Here is an 11,016-nt window from a genome sequence, read left to right as displayed (position 1 = left end):
GCAAGAGCCGGCCACGAGGGCCGGCTCCTTCCTCCGCGTCTGCCGCGGTCGGCGTCTGGCGCCTTCAGCGGCCGCGCAGGATGCCGCCCATGATGGCGCCGCCGATGATCGAGCCGAAGGCGGCCGCGCCGGCCGCGCTGGCGGCGGTATCGGCCGGCTGGGTGCGCGGCCGGGCCTGCGTCGCCGTGCGGGCCGGGGGCGTGTAGGCCTGGCCGCGTTCGCGGGCGAGATCGGCCTTGTACATCTCGTCGCCTTCCAGCGTGACGTTGCGCGAGGCCTTCTCGCCGCCGCCCTCGCGATTGGCCGTCTTCTTGATCTTGCGCTCGGCCGCGGCCTTCTCCTCCTGCGCCAGCAGGTTCTGGTAGGCCGCTTCAGTCTGGGCCCGCAGCGCCGTGGCCTGCAGCGCCGACAGGAAGCCGGTCTCCGGCACGCTGCGCGACTTCTGCCAGGCCTGGATCGCCTTGCGCTGGCTCGGCCCGAAGGTGGCCGCCGCCTTGCCCGGCTGGAAGCCGGCCGAGCGCAGACGCGTCTGCAGCTCGCGGCGGTCGGCAGGGGTCAGCTTCATCGCGGTTTCCGTCTGGGCCGTGCCGACCTCCTTCTTCAGGGCCTCGTCGTCGATGGCGGGCGACGGGTTGAGCGCGGCGACGGCCGGCGTGGTCTGGGCGCTGGCGGCCGGTGCCGACTTTTCGAGGCTGGCGAGGCGATTCTTGGCAAAGGCCGCGAACTGGCCGGCCGGGAAGGCCTCCAGATAAGCGCGGTAATCGCCGGCCGAATTGCCGCGTTCGGCGCTCTCCCAGGTGCGCACGTCGAGCTGCGCGCGGTCGAAGCTGGGCAGGCCCGGCATGGCGGGCGCCGGCACGGCGGCGTCGATCGCCTTGGCGGCCGCACCGCTGTTGCCGATGCTGGTGGCATCGACCGAAGCGAGCTGCACCTTCGGGTTCATCCTGAATTCGCCGATGATCGACGAATTGGTCCAGGGCTTCTGCTTCTTGCCGGTGGCTTCCCAGACATCGGCGCGCACCCGGTCCATCACCGTGGTGATCGAGACCTCGGGCGTCTCGATATGCTTGAGCAGCGCATTGGTGAAGGGGCTGTGTCCGTCGCGGTCGCCATCCAGGGCCGTGGCGCGCGGATCGGTGGCGAAGGCGATCAGGATGCCTGAGGCCGACTGCGTCTCGATCGCGGTCAGGCCGCGGGTGACGGCCCGCGACTTCGCCGCGAGCTGGTTGGCGAAGGGATTGTCGCGGCAGGCGTCGAGAATGACGATGTTGACGCGCTCGTCGCGCTGCATCTGGCGCAGGACGAGCTGGACGTTGACGGCGCGGAAATCGAGATCGGCCTCGGACCGCAGCGACGCATCGACCGGAATGAGGTAGTTCTCGTCGCCGACGGCGATGCCGTGCCCGGCATAATAGACGAGGCCGGCCTTGGCGCCGTCGAGCTTGACGGCATAATCCCGCACCAGGGACGTCATCTCGTCCATCTTGAGGTCGTAGCCTTCGACCACCTCGAAGCCGAGGCGTTTCAGCGAGGCCGAGACGCCCTTGGCGTCCCGCATCGGGTTCGCCAGCGGCGGCACGGCCGTGTAGGCGCTGTTGCCGATGACGAGCGCGACGCGGCGCTCGGGCGCCGCGGCCGAGCCCGGCGAGACCCATGCAAGCGCTCCGAGCAGCAGCGCAAAGGCCGCGGCCATCCGAAGACGGAACCGCGGAACCCGAACCGAGAAGCTCACGACAACCTCCCCATATCAAAGAGCGGCGCCACAACGCCGGCAGCACGAGCCCGCGCGCATGCTGCGCGACCGAAGGCTTCCAGACGACCGAAGGCAAGAACAGAGCGCATTTTCTACCGCAACACCCTCAGCGGGTAAACCGCCATTATGCCTTGGTCGCGCCGCATTCACGCCAGGTTCAACGGGCCTGACAGAATCAAGAGGGCGCCAGCTTCAATCGCCGCGTGCCTGCGCGCATCCGTCATTCGAACGATCCCGGCAGGGGCATCAGACAAAGGGATGAGAAGGCCCTTCGGCTCCGTCTTTCGCGCCGCCGCAGCGTTGACTTATGCCTTGGGCGCGGTGCAGCATGACATGCAAGGGGAAACGAACAGCCAAGAAAGATCAGGCTTATGAGGGCTGGCGCTCGGGATGTCTGAAGATATTATTCTGTCGACATCAGGTCTCACGAAAGCATTTGCCGGCTTCACGGCTGTGAACGGGGTCGATCTCAAGGTCCGGCGCGGCTCGATCCATGCGTTGATCGGCCCGAACGGCGCCGGCAAGACGACCTGCTTCAATCTGCTGACGAAATTCCTGCCGCCGACGAAGGGGTCGATCGTCTATAACGGCCGCGACATCACGCGCGAGAAACCGGCCGAGATCGCCCGGCTCGGGCTGGTGCGCTCCTTCCAGATCTCGGCAGTCTTCCCGCAGCTCTCCGTGCTGACCAATGTCCGCATCGCGTTGCAGCGCAAGCGCGGCGACTCCTTCGACTTCTGGCGCTCCGAGCGCAGCCTGAAAAGACTGGACGGCGAGGCGAAGGCGCTGGTCGAGGCCGTGGGCCTGACGCCCTTCCTGCATCTGACGGCGGGCGAGCTGAGCTATGGCCGCAAGCGGGCGCTGGAGATCGCGACGACTTTGGCGCTCGATCCCGAGATGCTGCTGCTCGACGAGCCGATGGCCGGCATGGGCCGCGAGGATGTCGAGCGCATCGAGGCGCTGATCCGGCAGGTGTCAAAGAATCGCACGATCCTGATGGTCGAGCACAATCTCTCGGTCGTGGCCTCGCTGTCGGACCGGATCACCGTGCTGGCGCGCGGGCAGGTGCTGGCGGAGGGCGACTACGCCACCGTCTCCAAGGATCCGCGCGTGGTGGAGGCCTATATCGGCTCGGGAGGCGGACATGGCCACCATTGAGGCTGTGAAGGCTCCGGCCGTGGCGACCGCGGCCGCGCCGCTGCTCAAGGTGCGCGGGCTCGAGGCCTGGTATGGGGAATCCCATGTGCTGCATGGCATCGATCTCGATGTCGCGCCGGGCGAGGTGGTGACGCTGCTCGGCCGCAACGGCGCCGGCAAGACCACCACGCTGAAGTCGATCATGGGCGTGATCGGCAAGCGCAGGGGCTCGGTGGTGATGGAAGGCACCGAGACCATCGGGCTGCCGTCGCGCGCCATCGCACGGCTCGGGCTCGGCTTCGTGCCGGAGGAGCGGGGGATCTACGCCTCGCTCTCGGTCGAGGAGAACCTGATGCTGCCGCCCAAGGTGCGCGAGGGCGGGCTGCCGCTGGAGCGCATCTTCAAGCTCTTCCCGAATGTGAAGGAGCGGCTCAGGAGCCAGGGCACCAAGCTCTCCGGCGGCGAGCAGCAGATGCTGGCGATCGCCCGCATCCTGCGCACCGGCGCACATCTTCTCCTGCTCGACGAGCCGACGGAGGGGCTGGCCCCGGTCATCATCGAGCAGATCGGCCGCACCATCGCCGAGCTGAAGCAGGAGGGGTTCACCATCATCCTGGTGGAGCAGAACTTCCGCTTCGCCCAGACGGTGGCCGACCGGCACTATGTCGTCGAGCAGGGCAAGGTGATCGACATGATTCCCAATGCCGAGCTCGACGCGAACATCGACAAGCTGCACCGCTATCTCGGGGTCTGAGCGCCGCTCACACCTCCAACCAGAACAGGCCGGCAAAGACCGGCATCATCTCAGGGAGATCCAGAATGAAACTCAAGACCCTCCTCGCCACCGGCCTGCTCGCCGCGGTCATGGCAAGCCCCGCCGTCGCCCAGCAGATCTCGATCAAGGCCGGCGTGCTGAACGACCGCTCCGGCCTCTATGCCGACCTCTCCGGCGAAGGCTCGGTGATCGCCGCGCGCATGGCGGTGGAAGACTTCAAGGCCGCAGACAAGGGCATCAAGGTCGAGATCGTCTCGGCCGACCACCAGAACAAGCCCGATGTCGGCTCGACCATCGCGCGCCAATGGTACGACCAGGACGGCGTGGACCTGATCCTCGACGTGCCGACCTCGTCGGTCGCGCTCGCGGTCAGCCAGATCACCAAGGAAAAGAACAAGATCCTGATCAATTCGGGCGCCGGCTCCTCCGACCTCACCGGCAAGGCCTGCACGCCGAACACGATCCACTGGACCTACGACACCTATGCGCTCGCGCAGGGCACCGGCGGCGCGATGGTGAAGGCCGGCGGCGACACCTGGTTCTTCATGACCGCCGACTACGCCTTCGGCCAGGCGCTGGAGCGCGACGCCACCGCCGTCATCACCAAGGCCGGCGGCAAGGTGGTCGGCTCGGTCAAGACGCCGTTCCCGGGCACCGACTTCTCCTCCTTCCTACTGCAGGCGCAGGCTTCGAAGGCCAAGGTCATCGGGCTCGCCAATGCCGGCGGCGACACCGTCAACTCGATCAAGCAGGCGGGCGAGTTCGGCATCACCCAGGGCGGGCAGAAGCTTGCGGGCCTGCTGACCTTCATCAGCGACGTGCATGCGCTCGGCCTGCAGGCGGCGCAGGGCCTCGTCCTGACTGAGGCCTTCTACTGGGACAAGGACGACCAGACCCGCGCCTGGTCGCAGCGCTTCGCCAAGGCCAATGGCGGCAAGATGCCGACGATGGTGCAGGCCGGCGTCTATGCCGGAATGCTGCATTATCTGAAGGCCGTCGAAGCGGCCAAGACCAAGGATACGGCCGCGGTCGTCGCCAAGATGAAGGCAACGCCGACGGACGATGCGCTCTTCGGCAAGGGCTCGATCGAGGCGAACGGGCGCACGATCCACGACATGTATCTCTACGAGGTCAAGAAGCCGTCCGAGTCCAAGGGCCCGTGGGACTACTACAAGCTGGTCTCGACCATTCCGGGCAAGGATGCCTTCCAGCCGGTGGCCGAGAGCGGCTGCAACCTGCCGAAGTGAGCTGACCGCCGGCCACAGCGTCATTCTCGGGCTCGTCCCGAGAATCTCCCGACCAGAAGCCACTGGTTCTCGGGATGGTCGGGCCAAGCCCGACCATGACGGCGCGGGCCACCCAACCGGGATGCCGTCGGCCTTCCCGGTTCCTTCGATAATACGATTGATCGAGTCGAGCCACGCATGTTCGAGCTTCTCGGAGTCCCGCCCCAGGCGCTGTTCGGCCAGGTCCTGCTCGGCCTGATCAACGGCTCCTTCTATGCGATCCTGAGCCTGGGGCTCGCGGTGATCTTCGGGCTTCTGAACATCATCAACTTCACCCATGGCGCCCAGTACATGATGGGCGCCTTCGTGGCCTGGATGGCGTTGAACTATCTCGGACTGAACTACTGGGCGGCGCTGATCGTGGCGCCCATCGTGGTCGGGGCGGTCGGCATCGCGATCGAGCGGCTGCTGCTGCGGCGCATCGCCCATCTCGACCATCTCTACGGGCTGCTGCTGACCTTCGGCCTGGCCCTGATCATCCAGGGCCTGTTCCGCAACCAGTACGGCTCCTCGGGCCTGCCCTACGCGATCCCCCCGCAGCTTTCGGGCGGACAGAATCTCGGCTTCATGTTCCTGCCGAACTACCGCGCCTGGGTGATCGTCGCCTCGCTCGTCGTGTGCCTCGGCACCTGGTTCCTGATCGAGAAGACCAAGCTCGGCTCCTATCTGCGCGCCGCCACCGAGAACCCGACCCTGACCCAGGCCTTCGGCATCAACGTGCCGCTGCTGGTGACGCTGACCTACGGCTTCGGCGTCGCGCTGGCCGCCTTCGCGGGCGTGCTTGCCGCGCCGATCTATTCGGTCAACCCGAACATGGGCGGCGACCTCATCATCGTCGTCTTCGCGGTCGTCGTCATCGGCGGCATGGGCTCGATCATGGGGGCGATCGTCACCGGCTTCGCGCTCGGCCTCGTCGAGGGCCTGACCAAGGTGTTCTACCCGGAGGGCGCCGCCACCGTGATCTTCGTCATCATGGTGCTGGTGCTGCTGGTGAAGCCGGCCGGCCTGTTCGGCCGCCAGGCCTGAGACGCGAGGAGCCTCATCCATGACCGACCTCGCCACCACCGAAGCGCCCGCCGGCAGCATCGCGCTCGCCGACACCGACGACAGCACCGCGCGGCTGCACCGCAACCTGTTCATCGCGCTCGCCGCGCTGCTCGTGGTCGCGCCCTTCGTCGCCTATCCCGTCTTCGTGATGAAGGTGCTCTGCTTCGCGCTGTTCGCCATCGCCTTCAACCTGCTGCTCGGCTATGGCGGCCTGCTCTCCTTCGGCCACGCCGCCTATTTCGGCATGGCGAGCTATGTCAGCGCCTATACCGCCAAGCAATGGGGCCTGACGCCCGAGCTCGCGATCCTGCTCGGAACCGCCGTCGCCGCCCTGCTCGGCACCGTGTTCGGCGCGCTCGCGATCCGCCGCCAGGGCATCTATTTCGCCATGATCACCCTGGCGCTGGCGCAGATGGTCTATTTCTTCTCGCTGCAAACCCCGCGCTTCACCGGCGGCGAGGACGGCATCCAGGCCGTGCCGCGCGGCAAGTTCCTCGGGCTCTTCAGCCTCGCCGACGACCGCGCGCTGTACTGGCTGGTGGCGGCGATCTTCCTTTGCGGCGTGCTGATGATCTACCGCATCATCCACTCGCCCTTCGGCCAGGTCTGCAAGGCGATCCGCGACAACGAACCCCGCGCGATCTCGCTGGGCTACCGCGCCAACCGCTACAAGCTGATGGTGTTCGTGCTCTCGGCCACCTTCGCGGGCCTGGCCGGCGCGACCAAGGCCATCGTCTTCCAGCTCGCCTCCCTCACCGACGTCTACTGGACGATGTCCGGCGAGGTCGTGCTGATGACCCTGGTCGGCGGGCTCGGCACCGTGTTCGGGCCGATCGTCGGCGCAGCCGTGATCGTCGCGATGCAGAATTACCTCGCCAGCCTCGGCTCCTGGGTGCTCGTCGTCCAGGGCGTGATCTTCGTCGCCTGCGTGCTCCTCTTCCGCGAGGGCATCGTCGGCGTCATCGCAAAATGGATCAGGAAGCCGCTCTGACGGGCCGCCTCGTCAGCGGATCAGGGTCGACACCGCCCTGAATTGCGGGTGATCCGCCGTTCGCAGCCACTCGAACAGCACCATCTCGGTCGTGACGATGTCGGCGCCATGGGCGGCCATGCGCGCCAGCGCGGCCTCGTGCGATTCCGGCCGGCGCGAACCGACGGCGTCCCGCACGATCACGACGCGGCGGCGATGCGCCAGGAGCGTCAGCACGGTCTGGAGGACGCAGACATGCGCCTCGCAACCGGCGACGACCAGTTCATGGTCCCCGGCGACCGCATCCAGGAATGCCGGCTCGGCGCAGGCATCGAAGCTCGTCTTGGCGAGCACAGCCCCGACATCGCCGAGCTCCGGCACGGTGCGACCGAGCTTGGCGGGGCTCTGCTCGGTCGTGACGGCCCTCACGCCGAGGAGCCTGGCCGCCTGCAACAGCCGGCCGGCATTGGCCAGAACAGCCTCCGCCCGGTCGATCGCCGGCATCAGCCGTGCCTGAAAATCGATCAGCACCAGCTGCGTGTCGCGGACATCCATCAACGGCATCGCCCCGCCCCCTTTACTCTGCGGCACGCCTGGGCAAACCGGGCAGCCAGGCCGCCAGATCCTTCGCCCAGAAGCGAGCCAGGCCCGTCGTTCCGTGGCCGCGGGTCTCGCTGCTGGCGGGGATCAGCAGCAGCTTGGCGTTCGGCAGCCGCTTGAGCTGCTCCTCCATGATGCCGGTCTCGGGCGGGTTGCGCTCGTCGTCGGCGGAGTTGATCGCCAGCACCGGGGCCTTGATCTTCTCCAGCCCGGGCGCCGCGTCGTAGTCGCGCGAGGCATCCCACTGATACATGAAGTCGTTGGCGTCGGCGTTGAAGGGCGCGGCCAGCCGCTCGTCGAGCAGCCTGTCGGCCGCCTCCCGCGTCGGCGCCTGCTTCTGATAGGCGAGCGTGCCGCCGCTCGTGGCGATGCCGAAGAACACGTTGGCCACCCGCAGGGCCGGCGGCTGCGTGGCGTAGTCGCCGTTCTTCCAGGCCGGGTCGTTGCGCACGGCATCGATGATCATGCGCCGCATCATCCAGTTGCGGCTCGACATCTCCGTGGGCTGAGAGGCCATCGGCACCAGCGCATCCATGTAGTCGGGGTATCGCTGTCCCCACATCCAGGCATGCATGCCGCCCATCGAATTGCCCAGCACGAGCCGGACATGCTTGAAGCCGAGCCCCTCGCTCACCAGCCGGTACTGGGCCGTGACCATGTCGGCGTAGTCGTAGCGCGGGAACTTCGCCTTGAGGCCGTCCGAAGGCTTGGAGGACGCGCCGGCGCCGATCGCATCGGGAATGATGATGAAGTATTTCGTCGCGTCGAGCGCCTGGCCGGGCCCGAACAGCTCGCCGGCGAAGATCGGGCTCAGCATGCTCCGGGCCGAGCCGGCCGTGCCGTGCAGGATGACGACGGGCTCGCCCTTGGGGTCCCCGACCGTGGCATAGCCGAGCTTCAGCTCCGGCAGGGTCTCGCCGGTGTGGAAGCGGAAATCCTTCACCGTCCAGACGCCGCGCTGGGGAGCCGGATAGTCGGCGGCCTGCGCGAATCCGCCAATCAGGGCGAAGCCGGCCAACGCGGCTGCGCGCATCATCGTCATCGATCGCTGCATCGTTCTGCCCTGTCGTTTCCACGCGGCTCTGCGGCCGCCCTCGTCCCTGACGACACCATCGAACGATGCCGAAAGGATCGCAACCGTGGAAGCGACACGGTTTCGTGCAAGCCGCGATCATGCGGCCCCTGCCCCGTCGTGACCGCAGAGCGGCCCCGCCGTCACCCGCATGGCGCATGACGAGAGGGTTCGTTACTGATGCAACCTTCCCCTGACGCAGATCGGGTCAGCCATCCCATGGACCAGCGGGTCGAAACCCCGGCTCCCGCCGCGCCTCTGACGCATGCCGATATCCGCTCGATCCTGATCGGCGTGATGACGGCGATGTTCCTTGCAGCGCTCGACCAGACCATTGTCGCCACCGCCATGCCGACGATCGGCCGGGAGCTCGGCGACGTCACGCATCTTCCCTGGATCGTGACCGCCTATCTGCTGGCCTCGACCGCCGTCACGCCGCTCTACGGCAAGCTGGCTGACATCCATGGCCGCCGCATCGTCATGCTGTCCGGGATCGCGGTCTTCATCGTCGGCTCGGTCGCCTGCGCCGTGGCGCCAAGCCTCTGGGTGCTCGTCGTCGCCCGCTTCGTGCAGGGCATGGGCGGCGGCGGACTGATCGCGCTCGCGCAGACCATCGTCGCCGACATGGTGCCGCCCAAGGAGCGCGGCCGCTATCAGGTCTACTTCGCCAGCGTCTTCATGTCCTCGTCCCTGCTCGGCCCGGTGCTCGGCGGCGTGATGGCGGAAAAGCTGCACTGGTCGGCGATCTTCTGGATCAACATCCCGCTCGGCTTCTTCGCCTTCTGGATGGCGAATGGCGCGCTGAAGCGGCTGCCGCGGCACGAGCGGCCCCACAAGCTCGACGTGCTGGGCGCGCTGCTGATGACCGCCGGCACGATGTCGCTGCTGCTGGCGCTGTCATGGGGCGGCACGGCCTATCCCTGGCGCTCCTGGCCGATCGCCGCCCTGCTGTGCGGCACCCTGGCCCTGTGGAGCCTGTTCGCCCTGCGGGTGAGGACGACGCCCGAGCCGCTGATCCCGCTGGACATCATGAGCAACCCGGTGGTGCGGATGGGCACTGTCGCGGCCGGCTTCGGCATGGGCACCTTCATCGGCCTCACCATCTATCTGCCGCTGTATTTCGAGACCGTGATGGGTCTCAGCGCCAGCAATTCCGGGCTGGGGCTGCTGCCGCTGACCTGCGGCACCGTGCTCGGCGCGACCAGCTCCGGCCGGGCGCTGACGCGGCTCACGCATTACAAGCGCGTGCCGATGGTGGGGCTGTTCGTCGCGATGTGCGGCGCGGCATTGCTCTCGATCTTCTCCGGCCAGATCCCGCTCGTGCCCTTCTGCATCCTGCTGGCAGTGGTCAGCCTCGGGCTCGGCACCGTGCTGCCGGTCGCGACGGTCTCGATCCAGAATGCGGTCAAGCCGCATCAGCTCGGGACCGCGACGGCCGTCGCCAACTTCTTCCGGCAGATCGGCGGGGCGCTGATCGTGGCGCTCTTCGGCGCGATCGTGCTGGGCGGCGTCGGCACCGGCACGGGCGCAATGCTCTCGCCGGAGGCGTTGCGGCTGGGCACGGTGGACCGGGCCACCATGGTCACGCTGTTCCACTACGTCTTCGGTGCAGCCACTCTCGGCTTCGCTCTCGCCCTCTTCTTCCTGGCGCGGATGCAGGAGCTGCCTTTGCGCGGCCGGGCGACGGAAGCCGCGCATGCTGTCGCGGAGTGACGGGGGAACTCCGCTTTCGCGCCCGGCGTTGCCTTAGACCTGTCACGAGCCCCTGACAGAGTGAAGCTTCAGCGCAGGAGACCTCCATGTCCGATCTCGTCGTCATCGTCTATCCGACCGAAGCGCGCGCCGAGGAAATGCGCCAAAAGATCATCGGGCTGCAGAAGGAATACCTGATCGAGATCGGCGACGCCGCCATCGCGGTCATGCATGAGGGCGGCAAGGTCAAGCTCAATCAGTTGCTCAACACCACCGCGCTCGGCGCCGTCTCCGGCTCGTTCTGGGGGCTGCTGATCGGCGCGATCTTCCTGATGCCGGTGTTCGGTGCGGCTCTGGGCGCGGCTTCCGGCGCGCTTGGCGGGGCGCTGACCGATTACGGCGTCAACGACGGCTTCATGAAGGAGCTGTCGGCCAGCCTGCAGCCCGGCAATGCGGCGCTGTTCGTGCTGGTCAACAAGATGACGGCCGACAAGGTGCTGGAAGCGCTGCGCGGCACCGGCGGGACCGTGCTCAAGACCTCGCTCGACCGCTCGCAGGAGCAGAAGCTGCGCGACGCGCTGGCGGATGCCCACAGCGCGCAGCCGCCGGCAGCCGATGCCCCGCCAGCCCCCTATCCGCAGGGCAGCGGTTCTCCCTCGCCGGTGGGGTGAGCGATCCTGAACG

The 11,016-nt window shown here is 67.4% G+C and carries 10 protein-coding genes; 7 read left to right on the top strand and 3 right to left on the bottom strand.

What is annotated here, in order from left to right; translation table 11 throughout:
• Nucleotides 1–64 precede the first annotated feature (64 nt).
• Nucleotides 65–1,732: a caspase family protein gene (locus BW981_RS12690; RefSeq protein WP_139333750.1), complete on the bottom strand. Its 1,668-nt coding sequence runs from the start codon at nt 1,730–1,732 to the stop codon at nt 65–67.
• 411 nt (nt 1,733–2,143) lie between these two features.
• On the opposite strand from BW981_RS12690, the gene BW981_RS12685 reads away from it, so the two are divergent.
• The 5 genes from BW981_RS12685 (at nt 2,144) to BW981_RS12665 (ending at nt 6,989) form a co-directional block, all read left to right on the top strand.
• Nucleotides 2,144–2,911, top strand: a complete 768-nt coding sequence (locus tag BW981_RS12685; protein ID WP_076439674.1) for an ABC transporter ATP-binding protein — start codon at nt 2,144–2,146, stop codon at nt 2,909–2,911.
• Nucleotides 2,898–3,644 (top strand): ABC transporter ATP-binding protein, encoded by a 747-nt coding sequence (locus tag BW981_RS12680; RefSeq protein WP_076439672.1) that lies wholly within the window; start codon nt 2,898–2,900, stop codon nt 3,642–3,644. Before BW981_RS12685 ends, BW981_RS12680 begins: the two co-directional genes overlap by 14 nt.
• A 65-nt stretch (nt 3,645–3,709) precedes the next feature.
• Nucleotides 3,710–4,912 (top strand): ABC transporter substrate-binding protein, encoded by a 1,203-nt coding sequence (locus BW981_RS12675; protein WP_076439670.1) that lies wholly within the window; start codon nt 3,710–3,712, stop codon nt 4,910–4,912.
• Nucleotides 4,913–5,089: 177 nt separating this feature from the next.
• Complete coding sequence (locus tag BW981_RS12670) at nt 5,090–5,977, top strand: branched-chain amino acid ABC transporter permease (protein ID WP_076439669.1); 888 nt, start codon at nt 5,090–5,092, stop codon at nt 5,975–5,977.
• Nucleotides 5,978–5,996: 19 nt separating this feature from the next.
• On the top strand, nt 5,997–6,989 hold the full coding sequence (locus BW981_RS12665; protein ID WP_076439667.1) for a branched-chain amino acid ABC transporter permease: 993 nt from the start codon (nt 5,997–5,999) through the stop codon (nt 6,987–6,989).
• 12 nt (nt 6,990–7,001) lie between these two features.
• On the opposite strand, the gene BW981_RS12660 is transcribed toward BW981_RS12665, so the two are convergent.
• Together BW981_RS12660 and BW981_RS12655 are read right to left on the bottom strand one after the other, a co-directional pair.
• Nucleotides 7,002–7,532, bottom strand: coding sequence for an isochorismatase family protein (locus tag BW981_RS12660; RefSeq protein ID WP_076439665.1), 531 nt, complete (start codon nt 7,530–7,532; stop codon nt 7,002–7,004).
• A 13-nt stretch (nt 7,533–7,545) separates the two neighbouring features.
• Nucleotides 7,546–8,601 (bottom strand): alpha/beta fold hydrolase, encoded by a 1,056-nt coding sequence (locus tag BW981_RS12655; RefSeq protein WP_210188667.1) that lies wholly within the window; start codon nt 8,599–8,601, stop codon nt 7,546–7,548.
• A 258-nt stretch (nt 8,602–8,859) separates the two neighbouring features.
• Between BW981_RS12655 and BW981_RS12650 the strand changes: the two genes are divergently transcribed.
• Both BW981_RS12650 and BW981_RS12645 read left to right on the top strand, forming a co-directional pair.
• A complete protein-coding gene (locus BW981_RS12650) occupies nt 8,860–10,353 on the top strand; it encodes an MDR family MFS transporter (protein ID WP_076439661.1) in 1,494 nt (497 codons plus the stop codon).
• Between the two features lie 86 nt (nt 10,354–10,439).
• On the top strand, nt 10,440–11,003 hold the full coding sequence (locus BW981_RS12645) for a DUF1269 domain-containing protein (protein ID WP_076439659.1): 564 nt from the start codon (nt 10,440–10,442) through the stop codon (nt 11,001–11,003).
• Nucleotides 11,004–11,016: the final 13 nt, after the last annotated feature.

It is taken from the genome of Allobosea sp. TND4EK4 (genome assembly GCF_900156025.1).
Lineage (GTDB): Bacteria > Pseudomonadota > Alphaproteobacteria > Rhizobiales > Beijerinckiaceae > Allobosea.
This window is presented reverse-complemented; position numbering and strand designations above follow the sequence as displayed.

Excerpts from the sequence above, each read along its gene's own strand:
- BW981_RS12685 (WP_076439674.1), top strand. The coding sequence starts at position 2,144 with ATGTCTGAAGATATTATTCTGTCGACATCAGGTCTCACGAAAGCATTT.
- BW981_RS12680 (WP_076439672.1), top strand. The coding sequence starts at position 2,898 with ATGGCCACCATTGAGGCTGTGAAGGCTCCGGCCGTGGCGACCGCGGCC.
- BW981_RS12675 (WP_076439670.1), top strand. The coding sequence starts at position 3,710 with ATGAAACTCAAGACCCTCCTCGCCACCGGCCTGCTCGCCGCGGTCATG.
- BW981_RS12670 (WP_076439669.1), top strand. The coding sequence starts at position 5,090 with ATGTTCGAGCTTCTCGGAGTCCCGCCCCAGGCGCTGTTCGGCCAGGTC.
- BW981_RS12665 (WP_076439667.1), top strand. The coding sequence starts at position 5,997 with ATGACCGACCTCGCCACCACCGAAGCGCCCGCCGGCAGCATCGCGCTC.
- BW981_RS12660 (WP_076439665.1), bottom strand. The coding sequence starts at position 7,532 with ATGCCGTTGATGGATGTCCGCGACACGCAGCTGGTGCTGATCGATTTT.
- BW981_RS12655 (WP_210188667.1), bottom strand. The coding sequence starts at position 8,601 with ATGCGCGCAGCCGCGTTGGCCGGCTTCGCCCTGATTGGCGGATTCGCG.
- BW981_RS12650 (WP_076439661.1), top strand. The coding sequence starts at position 8,860 with ATGGACCAGCGGGTCGAAACCCCGGCTCCCGCCGCGCCTCTGACGCAT.
- BW981_RS12645 (WP_076439659.1), top strand. The coding sequence starts at position 10,440 with ATGTCCGATCTCGTCGTCATCGTCTATCCGACCGAAGCGCGCGCCGAG.